The sequence below is a fragment of the Yersinia vastinensis genome (genome assembly GCF_044905075.1).
Classification (GTDB): Bacteria; Pseudomonadota; Gammaproteobacteria; order Enterobacterales; family Enterobacteriaceae; genus Yersinia; species Yersinia vastinensis.
The window spans coordinates 4,664,765-4,681,627 of record NZ_CP173260.1 but is presented as its reverse complement, the minus strand read 5'-3'; the positions used below and the strand labels follow the sequence as shown (position 1 = coordinate 4,681,627).

Below are 16,863 nucleotides of genomic sequence, written 5' to 3'. Positions count from 1 at the left end.
TTCATGTAAAATGCTCTCTTTCGCACAAGAATGGACGCTAAAATTCGTCTCTTGCTGCCAGCTATGGCATTCTTAGCGTTAGACCTTGCTGATTAAAGATGAAGAAACTCTATGGCCCAGATTGCAGAAAACCCATTGATCCTCGTTGACGGTTCCTCTTACCTCTATCGTGCTTATCATGCCTTTCCGCCACTCACGAACAGCAGTGGTGAGCCAACTGGCGCCATGTACGGCGTTTTGAACATGTTGCGCAGCCTCTTGCTACAGTATCGCCCAAGCCATGTGGCAGTGGTATTTGATGCTAAAGGCAAAACATTTCGTGATGAACTGTTCGCCGAATATAAATCTCATCGCCCACCGATGCCTGATGATTTACGTGCTCAAATCGAGCCACTTCATCAAATGGTTAAGGCGATGGGGCTGCCTTTATTAGTCGTTTCCGGTGTTGAAGCTGATGATGTTATTGGCACTCTGGCGCAAGAAGCCGAAAAAGCCGGCCATGCGGTATTAATTAGTACCGGTGATAAAGATATGGCGCAATTAGTTACGCCAAACATTACTCTTATCAATACAATGAATAACGCTATTTTAGGGCCACAAGAAGTGTGCGATAAATATGGCGTGCCTCCTGAATTGATTATTGATTTTCTAGCGCTAATGGGGGACTCCTCAGACAATATTCCGGGTGTTCCGGGTGTGGGTGAGAAGACTGCTCAAGCTTTATTACAAGGTTTGGGTGGGTTAGATGCACTGTTTAGTAATTTGGATAAAATATCCACGCTGACATTCCGTGGCGCTAAAACTATGTCAGCTAAGTTAGAGCAAAATAAAGATGTTGCCTATCTCTCCTATAAATTAGCCACCATTAAAACAGATGTTGAATTAGATGTGACTTGTGACGAACTCACGGTCTCACAACCGGATGATGAGCAATTACATCAGCTCTTCAGCCGTTATGAATTTAAGCGCTGGCTGGCAGATGTTGAAGCCGGTAAGTGGTTGGATGGCAAAAAAGATCGGCCAACAGGGCAGACGAATAATAAATCTTTTATCGCCACAGAACCCGCCGCTGCGGCTGAAGTGACGGCTGTATTGTCACAAGAAAATTATCAAACCATCTTGGATGAAAAGTCGTTAGCTGACTGGATTGAACGGCTTAAAAAAGCAGAAGTTTTCGCTTTTGATACCGAGACTGACGGCCTTGATACTCTCAGCAGCAATTTAATTGGCCTTTCGTTTGCCGTTGCTCCAGGCGAGGCCGCTTATTTGCCTGTCGCACATGATTATCTGGATGCACCTGCACAACTTGATCGTGATTGGGTTCTGGCGCAGCTTAAGCCCTTATTGGAAGACGATAAGGCCCTTAAAGTGGGGCAAAATCTCAAGTTTGACCAAAGTATGTTGGCACGCTATGGCATTGATCTGCGTGGTATTGCTTTTGATACGATGCTCGAGTCGTATGTTTTGGACAGTGTCGCGGGCCGACATGATATGGACAGTTTGGCGGAACGCTATCTCAATCATAAAACCATTACCTTCGAAGAGATCGCTGGTAAGGGTAAGAACCAACTGACCTTTAACCAAATTGCATTAGAACAAGCGGGGCCTTACGCGGCAGAAGATGCCGATGTCACGCTACAACTGCATTTGGCGTTGTGGCCTAAACTACAGCAAAGTGACGGTTTGAAGCGGGTATTCCAGGAAATTGAAATGCCACTGCTGCCCGTGTTATCTCGTATTGAGCGCACAGGTGTATTGATTGATCAAAATATTTTGGCGGCCCACTCTAAAGAACTCACTATCCGTCTTGATGAATTGGAGAAACAAGCGCATGAATTGGCTGAAGAGCCGTTTAATCTCGCTTCCCCTAAGCAGTTACAAGTCATTTTGTATGAAAAACAAAAACTGCCAGTTTTGAAAAAAACGCCCGGTGGCGCGGCTTCAACAAATGAAGAAGTGCTGGCCGAACTGGCATTGGACTACCCTCTGCCAAAAGTGATTCTTGAGTATCGTGGTTTAGCAAAACTCAAAAGTACCTATACCGATAAGTTACCACTGATGATTAACCCTGTGTCCGGGCGTGTTCATACCTCTTATCATCAGGCTGTCACGGCAACCGGGCGTTTATCTTCCCGTGACCCTAACTTGCAAAATATTCCGGTGCGAAATGAAGAGGGGCGTCGTATACGTCAGGCTTTTATTGCGCCAAAAGATTACCGCATTATGGCCGCTGACTATTCACAGATTGAACTGCGTATTATGGCCCATTTGTCACAGGATAAAGGTCTGTTGGCAGCTTTTGCGGCCGGAAAAGATATTCACCGTGCAACGGCGGCAGAAGTTTTTGGCCTTCCACTGGATAAAGTGACCAATGAACAGCGCCGCAGTGCTAAGGCCATTAACTTTGGTTTGATTTATGGTATGAGCGCATTTGGTTTGGCGCGGCAGCTGAACATTCCCCGCGGGGAAGCACAACGCTATATGGATCTCTATTTTGAGCGCTACCCGGGTGTGCTGGAGTATATGGAGCGCACACGCAAGCAAGCGGCGGACCAAGGTTACGTCAGCACGCTTGATGGGCGTCGCCTCTATTTACCTGATATTCATTCACGCAATGCGACTCGCCGTAAAGCGGCTGAACGTGAAGCTATCAATGCGCCGATGCAAGGGACTGCTGCTGATATCATCAAGCGCGCCATGATTGCCGTGGATGCTTGGTTACAGCAAGAAGCTGAAGCTAAGGTTCGGGTTATCATGCAGGTACACGATGAATTGGTGTTTGAGGTGCATGAAAGTGTGGTGGAAAGCGCTGAGAAGAAAATCCGTGAATTGATGGAGCAGAGCATGCAATTGGCCGTGCCATTGAAAGTTGATGTCGGTGTTGGCGAGAACTGGGATCAGGCTCACTAGTTGTGCGGGTAAGTGACGATAAATAAAGCACTTTATGTAATTAAGCTACATTTATGGGCGGAAATGCGGGGATGTTGTGCGCTGAATCGTGCCAATTTGTGTAACTATACAACAAAAAATTCTTTTGCCCTGCGAAAAAATGATGTAGAGTTACAGACGTAGGGTACAGAGGTAAGATGTTCTATCTTTCAGACCTTTTACTTCACGTAATCGGATTTGGCTGTATATTAGCCGCCCCAGTCATTTATTGACTGGGGCGTTTTTTATGGGGCTTTTGCTGACAGGATGGAGGCGGTAGATATACCGAGAAACAGCCCTTACGGGCTGCTTAATGACGAATTTTATTCACCTTCGTCGTCATACTCATCAATCATTACTTCGGGTGGAATTTCACTGAACCAGGTATCCAGTTTCTCCCGTAACTTATCAACACCAATCTTTTTCAGTGATGAGAAAGCTTCAACCTGAATATCCCCCATAAATGGAATGATTGCTTCCCGCACCATATTCAACTGGGCTTTACGCGCACCTGAAGCCAGTTTGTCTGCTTTGGTCAGTAATAAAAGAACAGGAGTACCGACGGCCACCGCCCAAGTAATCATCTGCTGATCCAAATCTTTCAGCGGATGGCGGATATCCATCAAAACGACTAATCCTTTCAGGCAGTTACGTTTCTGTAAATATTCACCCAGTGCCCGTTGCCACTTGATTTTCATCTCTTCCGGAACTTCGGCATAACCATATCCCGGTAAGTCGACCAGGCGTACACCCTCAACGACTTCAAATAAATTAATCAGTTGAGTACGACCCGGTGTTTTACTGGTTCTGGCCAGACTTTTCTGGTTGGTTAATGTATTGAGAGCACTCGATTTACCTGCATTTGAGCGGCCAGCAAATGCCACTTCAATACCTTCATCACGCGGCAGATGGCGAATATCCGGAGCACTGATGACGAAATGAGTCATGTGATAGTTATAGTTTCTGATAGTCAAAATTTGTCGTCTCCGTGAGAGATTGCTTACATGGAGCGATTATAACTGCATCAGGCCGAAAAAAGGGGGTTTATCTTTATTCCCGCCAAACTTGACCCTAAAGAGGGGCTAACGAATCTCTTTTCCTACTTTTTCTTATGAAATTCCAATTTTTGTGAGTTGGTGGTCATTGTCGAGAAAGTTAATGGCATATTATTTATGAACTGTTAAGAAAATCTTTATTAAAAATGCGCTACTATTATTAACGATCAGTTGTTTTGTGATTTGTTATTCTTAATAAAAACAAATAACTGATTATAGTTTTAACAGTGCGGGATGCACTGGCAAGGAGCATCATCACTTAGGAAGAGTGGCCTATGCTTAAGGAATGTAATGGATATACTGTGAGCCAGGGATGAGAGAGGGAGCTTATACCCCCAATAGCTTTTGAGTTGTAGGTCAGCGGCAACAGAATAGACCCAAGGCGTTGAGATAATGCAATGAATTGGGTGAATGATGGCAGCTAACAACCCTACAACTTGAAAGATAATGGGTATAAAAGGATGTTTATGGACACAGGCCGGAGTGCTGGGTGAGTCGCCTTCAGGGTTGGAGGGATGGCAAGGAAGGCGTGTTGCAGGAGGGAGAAACCGGGACGTTATGTAAGTGCAGGGAGTGCGCTGTAAGGATATCCTTCCGCAGAAGGTGCGAAAAAAGGCGACAGGTTAATCTGCCGCCTTTTTTCTTTCTCTTCTTTCTGCTAGATTCCGGCCCAAATCTATACCCAATAAATTTCAAAATGCGGGAAGGCTACAAGCAAGGGAATCTCGATGAACTTACATGAATAAGTGATTTGGGCGATTGTGTGTTGCGAACACTTCTGCAAGTTGAAAGATGCCGGGTATATACTCAATCCGATCCCATACTCATTTAAGAGCACAGGTTATGAAGCAACCAAATAAAGCACCACGCGCAACTAGCGCGGCCCCGAAAGGCACCGCGACACCAAAGCGCCATAAAAAGACCCGTGTAGAGCTTGATCTTGAAGCACGCGAGCGTAAGCGTCAGAAAAGACACAGCGGCAATCGCTCTGGTGCGAGAACCAATGTTGAGGGTAGCAATAAAAAAGGCCAAACCCAGACTCAAGAGAAAGATCCACGCATTGGCAGCAAAGTGCCTGTACCTTTGGTCGTTGAGAGCAAGGTAAAAGCGAAGCCAACCACTAAGCCAGTAGCGAAAGTCGAAGCCAAGCCACGTCTGACGCCGCAAGAAGAGCTGACTAAGCTGGAAAACGATGAACGTCTGGATGCATTGCTGGATCGTCTGGACAACGACGAAGTATTAAGCAAAGAAGACCAAGCTTATGTGGATCTGACGTTAGACCGTATTGATGCCCTGATGGAGCAGTTGGGTATTGAATTAGGTGATGATGAGGACGACGAAGAGCAAGAAGAAAAACAGGAAGATATTTTAAGATTACTGAAAAGCGGTAATCCAAAAGACGCATTTTAAACCATGAGGTGGGTGATCCCGATAATAGCCCTACTACTAACATGTTATCTATTGTGGTTATTGGGTAAACTATGGCGACTGTCGCAACGTAGGTCACGATTGCGCAGCGCTACTGCGGCCAGACAACGAAAACATCTGCCCCCTAACCGGCCCGGTAAGCGAAAATATCGGAAGGAATGAACATGTCTGAGCACGCTATAGTTTGGGATCTGTCCCTGATTCAAAAATATAATTATTCAGGGCCGCGCTACACTTCGTACCCTACAGCGCTTGAGTTTAGCGAAGATTACAGTGAATCTGCTTTTCAGCAGGCGGTAAAACGTTACCCGCAGCGTCCTTTGTCGCTGTATGTGCATATCCCGTTTTGCCATAAGCTTTGTTACTTCTGTGGCTGCAATAAACTGGTGACGCGCCAGCAACATAAAGCTGATGAATATCTGGCGGTATTGGAGAAAGAGATCCGCCAGCGAGCGGTATTGTTTGCCGGACGTCAGGTTAGCCAGATGCACTGGGGCGGCGGCACGCCAACCTATCTGAATAAAAAACAAATCACTCATTTGATGAACCTGTTGCGTGAGAATTTTGATTTTCTGCCCGGAGCGGAGCAGTCAATTGAAGTTGACCCGCGTGAAATTGAGCTGGATGTGCTTGACCATCTTCGTGCTGAAGGTTTTAACCGCCTAAGCATGGGGGTGCAGGATTTCAATAAAGAAGTTCAACGACTGGTTAATCGTGAGCAAGATGAAGATTTTATCTTTGCACTCATTGCTCGCGCCAAATCCTTGGGTTTTAACTCGACCAATATTGATTTGATTTATGGTTTGCCAAAACAGACACCAGAGAGCTTTGCTTTTACCCTTAAACGGGTCGCAGAACTTAGCCCTGATCGCCTAAGTGTCTTCAATTATGCCCACTTGCCGAGTCTGTTTGCTGCGCAACGTAAAATTAAAGATGCTGATCTTCCCAGTGCCGCACAGCGGTTGGATATTTTGCAGCATACGATCAGTTTTTTAACCGAATCCGGCTATCAGTTTATTGGTATGGATCACTTTGCCCGACCAGATGATGAACTAGCGGTTGCTCAACGCGAGGGGAAATTACATCGTAATTTCCAAGGCTATACCACCCATGGTGAGAGTGACTTACTCGGTTTGGGCGTCTCAGCCATCAGTATGCTGGGTGACAGTTATGCGCAGAACGAAAAAGATTTGAAGACCTATTATGCTGTTGTGGAACAACGTGGCAATGCATTGTGGCGCGGCTTGACCATGACCGAAGATGATTGTTTACGTCGCGATGTGATTAAGACACTGATTTGTAATTTCCAAATCAGTTATCAGCCGATTGAGCAGCATTATGGTATTCGTTTTGCGGATTATTTTGCCGAAGATTTTGAGCTACTGGCACCTTTTGAGCAAGATGGGCTGGTGGAGCGGGATGACAAAGGTATTCGGGTAACACCGCGTGGGCGTTTGCTTATTCGTAATATCTGTATGTGTTTCGATATTTATTTACGTAAGCAGGCACGCCGGCAGCAATTCTCCCGCGTGATTTGATGATGTTCACCTCAGTGGCTATACCCGTTATCTTGAAATCTATCGGGTATAGCCACTGAGGGGCACTTAACGTCAGAACGGCTCTATTCTTAACTACTCCATTCCCAATTCTTTCAGCTTACGCGTTAATGTATTGCGACCCCAACCTAACAGCCGAGCAGCTTCCTGCTTGTGGCCTTGAGTGTGGCGTAATGCCGTGGTTAACAGCGTTCGTTCCATTTCGGGTTGCGCTTCGGACAACAAATCCTGATGGCCAGAACGCAGTGCACGATCAGCCCATTGCGCTAGCAGCGTTGCCCAGTTATCTGGCATCCGTTGACCAGAAGCATCTGGTGTACTGGTTTCAAACAGCTCAGTCGGTAAATCCTGAATCAGCACTTCCTGCCCGGCAGCCATGACAGTCAGCCAGCGACAGGTATTTTCGAGTTGTCGCACGTTACCCTGCCAAGGTAGGCGAGTCAGCGCGACTTCCGTTTCAGGGTGCAGATTTTTGGCTTCTACCCCTAGCTCTTTCGCGGCCACTTGCAAGAAATAACGAGCCAGACGCGGAATATCCTCGCGGCGCTCACGCAGTGGTGGCAAATGAACCCGAATCACATTCAGGCGATGGAATAAATCCTCACGGAATTTGCCTTCTTGAACACGCAATTCCAGATTCTGGTGAGTAGCCGCAATGATGCGCACGTCCACTTTGACAGGGGCATATCCCCCAACCCGATAAAATTGGCCGTCAGCCAGCACGCGTAATAGGCGGGTCTGCACATCCAGCGGCATATCGCCGATTTCATCTAAAAACAGTGTGCCACCATCGGCTTGCTCAAAGCGGCCTTGGCGCACTTGATTCGCGCCGGTGAAAGCCCCTTTTTCGTGGCCAAACAGCTCCGACTCGATTAAATCTTTCGGAATCGCCGCCATGTTCAATGCGATGAACGGTGCCTTGGCGCGCGGACTATGGCGGTGTAATGCATGGGCCACTAACTCTTTACCGGTACCTGATTCACCATTGATCAACACGCTGATAGAGGAGCGCGACAAGCGACCAATGATGCGGAAAACATCCTGCATCGCTGGGGCTTCACCAATAATATCAGCAGTCGGGCCACTGGCGGGTTGGGTACGGGCGGGTTGTTGCTGCTCCTGATAATGACTGATTGCTCGCTCAACGAGTGCGACGGCCTCGTCGATATCAAAAGGTTTAGGCAGATAATCAAATGCCCCTTGCTGATAGGCGCTCACTGCAGCGTCTAAATCAGAATGTGCTGTCATTATGATGACCGGAAGCATGGGGTGGCGCTGCTTAATTTGTTTCAGCAGTGCTAATCCGTCCATGCCAGGCATACGGATATCTGATAACAACACATCTGGGGTTTGCGTTGCCAAAGCATCCAATACCTGATTGCCTGTATCGAATGTCGCACAGTTTAGACCCGCTCCAGTCAGTGCGCGCTCAAGCACCCAGCGGATGGAGCTATCGTCATCGACGATCCAGACTATCCCTCGTTGCATAGAAACCTCACTGGCGAATAGGTAGGTAAACCGAGAATTCGGTATGTCCCGGCCAACTGTTAAATTCAATTTTACCCGAATGCTGGTCGATAAGATTACGGGCAATAGATAAGCCAAGTCCGGTGCCACCCTCGCGACCACTGACCATTGGATAGAACACGGTATCTTGTAATTGCGTCGGTACGCCTGGGCCATCGTCTTCAATATCAATTCGGGCAGCTAAACGGTAGCGCATACCATGCAGTGTTATCTGAAATGCCGTACGGGTACGAAGTGTGATAGTGCCACCGGCCTCACCCAAGGCTTGTAAGGCATTGCGGGTGATATTTAGCAGCACTTGTTCAATCTGATCTGGGTCATGAGCCAATTCAGGTAAGCTTGGATCATAGTCGCGGATTAATGTCACGTTATCCGGTTTTTCCAATGAAACTAGCTGGCAAACCCGTTCAGCAACCTGATGGATGCTTTGTGTAACATGCTGACCGGGCCGCTGAGGGCCTAATAAACGGTCAACCAAATTACGTAAGCGGTCAGCTTGCTCGATGATCACTTTGGTATATTCCAGCAGGGCTGGATCGGGTAGCGCTTTTGACAATAATTGTGCCGCACCGCGTAAACCGCCCAACGGGTTCTTAATCTCATGCGCTAATCCACGCACTAAATCACGAGCGGCAACTTGTTGTGCATGCTGCAATTGTTCCTGACTTAACCGGCGCTGATTATCCATCGGTGCCATTTCCAGCAATATAAAGCCGTCCGGCAATGACTGTGCAGTTAGCGATAAAATATGTGCTCGACCATCAACGACTAATGTTACTTCGTTATCCGTAAAACCTTGTCCTGACTCTAGGCTTTCCCTCATAAGGGCAATATTCAGGGAAAAGTAGCCTAATAATTCGGGAAGCGGTGTACCAAAAAGTTTACGAGAACTTTGTGCCAGAAGTTGCTGGGCAGCGGGATTGGCATAATGAATAGCCAGAGAGTCATCCAATAGCAGAATGCTATTAATGAGAGAATTAAGGATCTGCCCAGCATCGGGCAGCGTGCCTGTTGCCATCATGCAGACTCCTGCACACTCTTAGTGCATTTATACCCATCGGTGGGTACATCCTATTGATTCAGTCGCAACTGAGCCAGAGGAATGTGACGAAAATGAAAGGTGGAGAAAAAAGCCCATCGTGAGATGGGCTAAAAGTTTCCACGGCAACAAAAAAAACGACTAACTAAAACTAAACGCTGTAATACAGTTCAAACTCAACTGGGTGCGGAGTCATACGTATGCGGTCCATCTCTTCTTTACGCAGTTCGATGTAAGCATCAATTGCGTCGTCAGTGAACACGCCACCACGGGTCAAGAACTCGCGGTCTTCACTCAGTGCAGCCAGAGCTTCGTCCAGAGAACCTGCAACTTTTGGAATTTCAGCTTCTTCTTCCGGTGGCAGGTCATACAGGTTTTTGTCCATCGCATCACCAGGGTGAATTTTGTTGATGACGCCATCAAGGCCAGCCATCAGCAGTGCTGCGAAGCACAGGTACGGGTTAGCCGCTGGATCCGGGAAGCGCGCTTCAATACGGCGGGCTTTCGGGCTAGCAACCACAGGGATACGGATTGAAGCTGAACGGTTACGTGCTGAGTAAGCCAACATGACCGGTGCTTCGTAGCCTGGGACCAAACGCTTGTAGGAGTTAGTCGTTGGGTTAGCCAAGGCGTTAATGGCTTTTGCATGTTTGATGATGCCGCCGATGTAGAACAGCGCCATTTCAGACAGGCCAGCATATTTGTCACCAGCGAACAGGTTGGTGCCATTTTTGGACAAGGACATATGGCAGTGCATGCCTGAGCCGTTGTCACCAAACATTGGTTTTGGCATAAAGGTCGCCGTTTTACCAAATGCATGGGCTACGTTGTGCACGACATATTTGTAAATCTGAATTTCGTCCGCTTTCTTGGTCATGGTATTGAAGCGGGTTGCTACTTCGTTCTGGCCAGCAGTAGCAACTTCATGGTGATGAGCTTCAACAACCAGACCCATTTCTTCCATGGTTAAACACATGGTAGAACGCAAATCCTGTGAAGAATCGACCGGAGGAACCGGGAAGTAGCCGCCTTTTACTGCTGGACGGTGGCCTTTGTTGCCGCCTTCGTATTTGGTGCTGGAGTTCCATGCACCTTCGATATCATCGATAGCGACGTGGGAACCGCGGATGCTGCTACCAAAACGAACGTCATCGAACAGGAAGAATTCTGGTTCTGGCCCGAACAGCACGGTATCGGCGATACCAGAAGATTTCAGGAAGTCTTCTGCACGTTTGGAGATAGAACGTGGGTCGCGGTCATAACCTTGCATGGTGCCTGGCTCAAGGATGTCACAACGGATAATCAGTGTGGAATCTTCGAAGAACGGATCCATAACAGCGGTGCTGGCGTCTGGCATCAGTACCATGTCGGATTCATTAATGCCTTTCCAGCCACCAATCGAGGAGCCATCAAACATTTTGCCTTCTTCGAAGAAGTCAGCGTTGACCTGATGAGCAGGGATAGTGATGTGCTGTTCTTTCCCTTTAGTATCGGTGAAGCGCAAATCAACAAATTTCACTTCGTGCTCATTCAGCATCGTCAAAACATGTTCAGCGGACATACTTATATCTCCCGGATTTGTCATAGTCGTCGTCGTGGAACGATTACCGTGTATTGCTAAGGTTTATGGTGTTCTGGCATTTTTGCCGGTAAAAACTTTTTGTTTCAATAGCCTGTAACTTCAAAAAAACCTTTTACCTGCAAGGATGCATCACTCAAAACAGTAAACTTGTGACTTTTTATTTCGTACGGTTATTCGTACTGGCGATTCATGCTAAAATACATTGCGAAATCTATGCCAACTTTCCAAATCCCCCGTTTATGCCATATCATAGGGGTCTGCTGATATTCAGTATGCACCAGGATAGTTATATTGCACTATTTTGGTGCTTCATTTGCGCCGTTGGGCACCGTATTGGTGCAAAGAGGGGCCGAGAGGCTATTTTTGCACCGTGAAAGGGATCACAAACTAACCGCCGTTAGGTTGTTTATAAGAGAAGTTTGTGATCTTGTTTAGTCCCTCGCTTAATACGTGTACAATAGCGCGCTATTTCTAAATGCCTGAGGCAAAAAAGCTGTGATCGAGAATCTGCGTAACATCGCCATTATTGCGCACGTTGACCATGGGAAAACTACCCTGGTTGATAAGTTGCTACAACAATCTGGTACTTTCGGTGAACGTACTGAAGCAACTGAACGTGTAATGGACTCCAACGATTTGGAGAAAGAGCGTGGGATAACCATCCTCGCAAAAAACACCGCCATTAATTGGAAAGACTACCGCATCAACATCGTGGATACCCCAGGACACGCCGATTTCGGTGGTGAGGTTGAGCGCGTAATGTCTATGGTTGACTCTGTGCTGCTGGTCGTCGACGCAATGGATGGCCCAATGCCGCAGACCCGTTTCGTGACCAAGAAAGCCTTTGCTAACGGTCTGAAACCTATCGTGGTAATCAACAAAGTTGACCGTCCGGGCGCACGTCCTGACTGGGTTGTCGATCAGGTATTCGACCTGTTCGTAAACTTAGATGCAACTGATGAACAACTGGACTTCCCTATCATTTATGCATCTGCATTAATGGGTATTGCGGGCGAAGACCACAACAATATGGCGGAAGACATGACTCCGCTGTATCAAGCTATCGTTGACCATGTGTCTGCGCCACAAGTTGAGCTTGAAGCACCGTTCCAGATGCAAATTTCTCAGCTGGATTACAACAACTATGTTGGTGTTATCGGCATCGGTCGTATCAAACGCGGTAAAGTTAAGCCAAACCAGCAAGTGACTATCATTGATAGCGAAGGCAAAACGCGTAACGGTAAAGTCGGTAAGGTTCTGACCCACATGGGCCTGGAGCGTATCGAAGCTGCTGTCGCTGAAGCGGGCGATATCGTTGCTATCACCGGTCTGGGCGAGTTGAACATCTCTGACACTGTCTGTGACGTTAATGCTGTTGAAGCATTGCCAGCACTGTCTGTTGATGAACCAACCGTGACCATGTATTTCTGCGTTAACACCTCTCCGTTCTGTGGTAAAGAAGGTAAGTATGTGACTTCACGTCAGATTCTTGACCGTCTGAACAAAGAGCTGATTCATAACGTAGCACTGCGTGTTGAAGAAACTGAAGATGCTGACGCATTCCGCGTATCAGGCCGTGGTGAACTTCACCTGTCGGTTCTGATCGAAAACATGCGCCGTGAAGGTTTCGAGCTGGCTGTATCTCGTCCTAAAGTTATCAACCGTATTATCGACGGTCGTAATCAAGAACCATTTGAAAGCGTAACTCTGGATATCGAAGAGCAGCACCAGGGCGCAGTTATGCAAGCCATGGGTGAGCGTAAAGGTGACGTGAAGGACATGGTTCCAGACGGCAAAGGTCGTATTCGTCTGGATTATATGATCCCAAGCCGTGGCCTGATTGGCTTCCGTACTGAGTTCATGACCATGACTTCTGGTACTGGTCTGTTGTACTCCACATTCAGTCACTATGATGATGTGCGTCCAGGCGATATCGGCCAACGTCAGAACGGCGTACTGATCTCTAACGGTCAGGGTAAAGCGGTTGCGTTCGCATTGTACAAACTGCAAGACCGCGGCAAGTTGTTCATCGGTCATGGTACAGAAGTGTATGAAGGCCAGATTATCGGTATTCACTCACGTTCTAACGACCTGACTGTAAACTGTTTGACGGGTAAGCAGCTGACCAACATGCGTGCATCGGGTACTGACGAAGCAACCACTCTGGTTCCTTTCCTGAAGAAAACTCTGGAACAGGCGCTGGAATTCATCGATGACGATGAATTGGTAGAAGTTACCCCACAATCGATCCGTATCCGTAAGCGTCATCTAACGGAAAACGATCGTAAGCGTGCCGGTCGTGGTCCTAAAGAAGGTTAATTCTTCTTTGTTCCGCTGATACTTAGGGCGCTCAAGGCGCCCTGAGTTCTCTATCCCCTTCGTTCTTGAAGTTGCTGCTGTGCTAGCGGCGTTCAGTCACCCGAATCACTTACTTGAGTCAGCGTATCGGGGCACCATCACTTGCTACCTTGCTGCAACTCCAATGTCTTTGGGGATACTTTCTGTTTCGTCATCCCGGCAAAAATATTATTTTTTCTGCTAACCCCCTCCTTTTTCTTTCTCTCTCTGTTCAGTTTTCTTTTTTCCCGTTACAGTGAAACTCACCATCTAATTGGGAGAGCGCCATGCTGTATATCTTTGATCTAGGGAATGTGATTGTTGATATCGACTTCAAACGCGTGTTGGGTGTTTGGAGTAAATTAAGCAGTGTGCCTTTGGCTACACTGAGTGAGCGTTTTACGATGGGAGAAGTTTTCCAGCAGCATGAGCGTGGTGAAATTAGCGATGAGGACTTTGCCCTCCAACTCAGTGATGAGATGGGGCTATCGCTCAGTTTTGAACAGTTTGCTGAAGGTTGGCAGGCAGTATTCGTGGCTTTACGCCCGGAAGTGATCGCGATAATGCAAAGGCTACGTCAGGAGGGGCATCGGGTCGTAGTGTTATCCAATACAAACCGTCTGCATTGTAATCACTGGCCTCAACACTACCCTGAAGTTGCCGCTGCAGCTGACCATATGTATCTATCGCAAGATTTGGGGATGCGTAAACCAGAAGCAAGAATCTATCAACATGTCCTGAGTGCGGAAAATATTCCAGCAGAACAGGCTGTGTTCTTTGATGATGTTGAAGCAAATATTGTTGCGGCCAGAATCGAGGGCATCACCTCAATCCATGTCACTGACCGAAAGGTTATCCCAGCTTATTTTTCCTGATGAGTTCTTACTCTAATCATTAATGGGTTAGCCTTAAGTTGCTAACCCTTATCACGCTGGCCTCAAAATTGTGCCTAACCGTGTTGACTGAGAGACGAACATGGCGAGTTTTCTACGATCACCACCGTTTAAACCCTGCATAACCTTTGTGCGTATGCTTTATACCCGGATTGATAAAGACGGGTTAACAATGCTGGCTGGACATTTAGCCTATGTATCATTGTTATCTCTGGTGCCACTGATAACGGTTATTTTTGCCCTGTTTGCGGCTTTTCCGATGTTTGCTGATATCAGTATCAAACTGAAAGCCTTTATATTTGCCAATTTTATGCCAGCTACAGGCGACATTATCCAAAACTATCTGGAACAGTTTGTCGCGAACTCAAATCGGATGACAGTAGTAGGCACCTGCGGATTGATTGTCACGGCACTCCTGCTGATTTACTCCGTAGATAGTGTGCTCAATATTATTTGGCGCAGTAAAACCCAGCGTTCACTGGTATTTTCATTTGCGGTTTATTGGATGGTACTCACGCTGGGGCCAATTCTGGTGGGGGCCAGCATGGTCATCAGCTCCTATCTGCTGTCATTACAGTGGCTGGCAAACGCTCAGGTAGACAGCATGATTGATGAGGTATTGCGGCTGTTTCCGTTGCTCATCTCCTGGGTTTCGTTTTGGTTATTGTACAGTGTGGTGCCAACGGTAAGGGTCCCCGCCCGTGATGCTGTTATTGGTGCACTCGTTGCCGCTTTGCTTTTTGAGTTAGGGAAGAAAGGTTTCACGATGTATATCACGCTATTTCCCTCTTACCAGCTGATTTACGGGGTATTGGCCGTTATTCCCATTTTATTCCTCTGGGTTTATTGGAGCTGGTGCATTGTGTTACTGGGGGCAGAAATTACGGTCACCTTGAGTGAGTATCGAGCACTGCGGCGAGCCCCTAAGACCGAGGAAAGCCAGAGTCAGGAGATGTAAGGCATTATGATTGCGTTGATTCAACGGGCGCTCAGCGCCAATGTCGTGGTTGATGGGAAGATTGTTGGTGAGATTGGCCCAGGGTTGTTGATATTACTCGGTGTTGAACGAGAGGATACCGAGCAAAAAGCACAGCGCTTATGTGAGCGGGTACTTGGATATCGGATTTTTGGCGATGAGAACGACAAAATGAATCTCAACGTCCAAGAGGCGGGGGGAAGTGTGCTGGTGGTTTCACAATTTACACTGGTTGCTGATACCCAAAAGGGGATGAGGCCAAGCTTTTCTCGTGGGGCCGCTCCCGCAGAAGCTGACCGGCTTTATCAGTATTTTGTTGCCCAGTGCCGTGAGCGTGGTGTAAAAACAGAAACGGGGAAATTTGCAGCAGATATGAAAGTCAGTCTGGTTAACGATGGCCCAGTAACTTTCTGGCTGCAAGTTTAGATGCCGAATATTGCCTCAAGATTGAGGGTTATGACATAGATTTTATTGATGATTTTAAAGAGAGAATGCTCCTATGTATCACTTGCGTGTGCCCATAACAGAACAAGAACTCAAAGATTATTATCAATTCCGTTGGGAAATGTTACGCAAGCCGTTGCACCAACCTGTTGGTTCAGAAAAAGATGCCTACGACGCGATGGCCCACCATCAAATGGTCGTAGATGAACAGGGTAAGCCTGTTGCTATTGGTCGTTTGTATATCAATGCTGATAATGAAGCTGCTATTCGTTTTTTGGCGGTCGATCCCGCTGTTCGCGGTAAAGGCTTAGGGACGTTGGTCGCGATGACCTTAGAATCAGTCGCGCGCCAGGAAGGGGTAAAGCGGGTTGTGTGTAGCGCGCGTGAAGATGCCGTTGATTTCTTTGCTAAGTTGGGTTTTGTCAGTCAGGGCGAGATAACTGCTCCACAGACAACACCCGTGCGCCACTTTTTAATGATTAAACCGGTCGTGACGATGGATGACATCCTGCATCGGCCCGATTGGTGTGGTCAATTGCAACAAGCGTGGTATGACCATATCCCACTCAGTGAGAAAATGGGCGTGCGTATCAGCCAATACACTGGCCAGCGATTTGTCACGACAATGCCTGAAGCTGGTAATCAAAATCCTCACCATACCTTATTTGCAGGTAGCCTTTTCTCATTGGCGACGTTAACAGGTTGGGGGTTAATTTGGTTACTGCTGCGTGAGCGTCATTTGGGGGGCACAATTATTCTTGCTGATGCCCACATTCGCTATAAAGCGCCGATTACTGGGCGGCCAAGAGCGGTTGCTGAGCTGAGTTCACTAAGAGGAAGTCTGGATAGGCTGGCGCGTGGCCGTCGTGCTATTGTGCAACTAGATGTAAATTTATTTGGCGATGAAGACACGGGTTCTGTATTTTCTGGAACTTACATGGTCTTGCCCGTCGGTGAAGAAGATGAAGAAGTTAACTGATTTTTATACTGACTCGCTCATTGATAACAGATGAGCGGGTATTTATTTTCATCTGTTACTGTATTTTTAAACAAAATGTGGATTATTCTCTAGATATAATATCCGCGTAATGTTTATTT

Annotated in this window: 12 protein-coding genes; 8 read left to right on the top strand and 4 right to left on the bottom strand. The window is 47.3% G+C overall.

The features are described from left to right. Window positions 1-111 precede the first annotated feature (111 nt). Entirely contained in the window at window positions 112-2,910 is a 2,799-nt protein-coding gene (polA, locus tag ACIOG0_RS21660) for a DNA polymerase I (protein WP_050101136.1), read from the top strand. A gap of 341 nt (window positions 2,911-3,251) precedes the next feature. Here the strand turns inward: polA and yihA are convergent, their stop codons facing one another. Then, the gene (gene yihA, locus ACIOG0_RS21655) at window positions 3,252-3,902 is read right to left on the bottom strand and encodes a ribosome biogenesis GTP-binding protein YihA/YsxC (RefSeq protein ID WP_050101135.1); all 651 of its coding nucleotides are present in this window, start codon (window positions 3,900-3,902) and stop codon (window positions 3,252-3,254) included. A 924-nt stretch (window positions 3,903-4,826) separates the two neighbouring features. Between yihA and yihI the strand changes: the two genes are divergently transcribed. Continuing rightward, window positions 4,827-5,393: a Der GTPase-activating protein YihI gene (yihI, locus tag ACIOG0_RS21650; protein WP_050101133.1), complete on the top strand. Its 567-nt coding sequence runs from the start codon at window positions 4,827-4,829 to the stop codon at window positions 5,391-5,393. Between the two features lie 182 nt (window positions 5,394-5,575). After that, entirely contained in the window at window positions 5,576-6,949 is a 1,374-nt protein-coding gene (hemN, locus tag ACIOG0_RS21645) for an oxygen-independent coproporphyrinogen III oxidase (protein WP_050101132.1), read from the top strand. Between the two features lie 93 nt (window positions 6,950-7,042). Here hemN and glnG read toward each other — a convergent pair whose 3' ends face one another. The 3 genes from glnG to glnA form a co-directional block, all read right to left on the bottom strand. Then, window positions 7,043-8,455 (bottom strand): nitrogen regulation protein NR(I), encoded by a 1,413-nt coding sequence (gene glnG, locus ACIOG0_RS21640; RefSeq protein WP_050101131.1) that lies wholly within the window; start codon window positions 8,453-8,455, stop codon window positions 7,043-7,045. Between the two features lie 7 nt (window positions 8,456-8,462). Further along, window positions 8,463-9,512: a nitrogen regulation protein NR(II) gene (glnL, locus tag ACIOG0_RS21635; RefSeq protein ID WP_050101143.1), complete on the bottom strand. Its 1,050-nt coding sequence runs from the start codon at window positions 9,510-9,512 to the stop codon at window positions 8,463-8,465. Window positions 9,513-9,684: 172 nt separating this feature from the next. Then, the gene (gene glnA, locus ACIOG0_RS21630; RefSeq protein WP_050101130.1) at window positions 9,685-11,094 is read right to left on the bottom strand and encodes a glutamate--ammonia ligase; all 1,410 of its coding nucleotides are present in this window, start codon (window positions 11,092-11,094) and stop codon (window positions 9,685-9,687) included. Between the two features lie 516 nt (window positions 11,095-11,610). Here glnA and typA point away from each other — a divergent pair. The 5 genes from typA to fabY all read left to right on the top strand — a co-directional run bounded on the left by typA (window position 11,611) and on the right by fabY (window position 16,744). Beyond that, window positions 11,611-13,434: a ribosome-dependent GTPase TypA gene (typA, locus tag ACIOG0_RS21625; protein WP_050101129.1), complete on the top strand. Its 1,824-nt coding sequence runs from the start codon at window positions 11,611-11,613 to the stop codon at window positions 13,432-13,434. Between the two features lie 305 nt (window positions 13,435-13,739). Next, on the top strand, window positions 13,740-14,327 hold the full coding sequence (gene yihX, locus ACIOG0_RS21620) for a glucose-1-phosphatase (protein WP_050101128.1): 588 nt from the start codon (window positions 13,740-13,742) through the stop codon (window positions 14,325-14,327). A gap of 100 nt (window positions 14,328-14,427) precedes the next feature. Then, complete coding sequence (locus ACIOG0_RS21615; protein ID WP_050101127.1) at window positions 14,428-15,303, top strand: virulence factor BrkB family protein; 876 nt, start codon at window positions 14,428-14,430, stop codon at window positions 15,301-15,303. A 6-nt stretch (window positions 15,304-15,309) separates the two neighbouring features. Then, window positions 15,310-15,747 carry a D-aminoacyl-tRNA deacylase gene (dtd, locus tag ACIOG0_RS21610; protein ID WP_128451816.1) on the top strand — a complete coding sequence of 146 codons (438 nt, stop codon included), beginning with the start codon at window positions 15,310-15,312 and terminating at the stop codon, window positions 15,745-15,747. 73 nt (window positions 15,748-15,820) lie between these two features. Beyond that, a complete protein-coding gene (fabY, locus tag ACIOG0_RS21605; protein ID WP_050101125.1) occupies window positions 15,821-16,744 on the top strand; it encodes a fatty acid biosynthesis protein FabY in 924 nt (307 codons plus the stop codon). The last annotated feature ends 119 nt before the right edge of the window (window positions 16,745-16,863 follow it).

Coding starts and splice junctions, on each gene's coding strand:
- polA (WP_050101136.1), top strand. CDS start 112: ATGGCCCAGATTGCAGAAAACCCATTGATCCTCGTTGACGGTTCCTCT.
- glnA (WP_050101130.1), bottom strand. CDS start 11,094: ATGTCCGCTGAACATGTTTTGACGATGCTGAATGAGCACGAAGTGAAA.
- hemN (WP_050101132.1), top strand. CDS start 5,576: ATGTCTGAGCACGCTATAGTTTGGGATCTGTCCCTGATTCAAAAATAT.
- yihX (WP_050101128.1), top strand. CDS start 13,740: ATGCTGTATATCTTTGATCTAGGGAATGTGATTGTTGATATCGACTTC.
- yihI (WP_050101133.1), top strand. CDS start 4,827: ATGAAGCAACCAAATAAAGCACCACGCGCAACTAGCGCGGCCCCGAAA.
- ACIOG0_RS21615 (WP_050101127.1), top strand. CDS start 14,428: ATGGCGAGTTTTCTACGATCACCACCGTTTAAACCCTGCATAACCTTT.
- dtd (WP_128451816.1), top strand. CDS start 15,310: ATGATTGCGTTGATTCAACGGGCGCTCAGCGCCAATGTCGTGGTTGAT.
- glnG (WP_050101131.1), bottom strand. CDS start 8,455: ATGCAACGAGGGATAGTCTGGATCGTCGATGACGATAGCTCCATCCGC.
- fabY (WP_050101125.1), top strand. CDS start 15,821: ATGTATCACTTGCGTGTGCCCATAACAGAACAAGAACTCAAAGATTAT.
- glnL (WP_050101143.1), bottom strand. CDS start 9,512: ATGGCAACAGGCACGCTGCCCGATGCTGGGCAGATCCTTAATTCTCTC.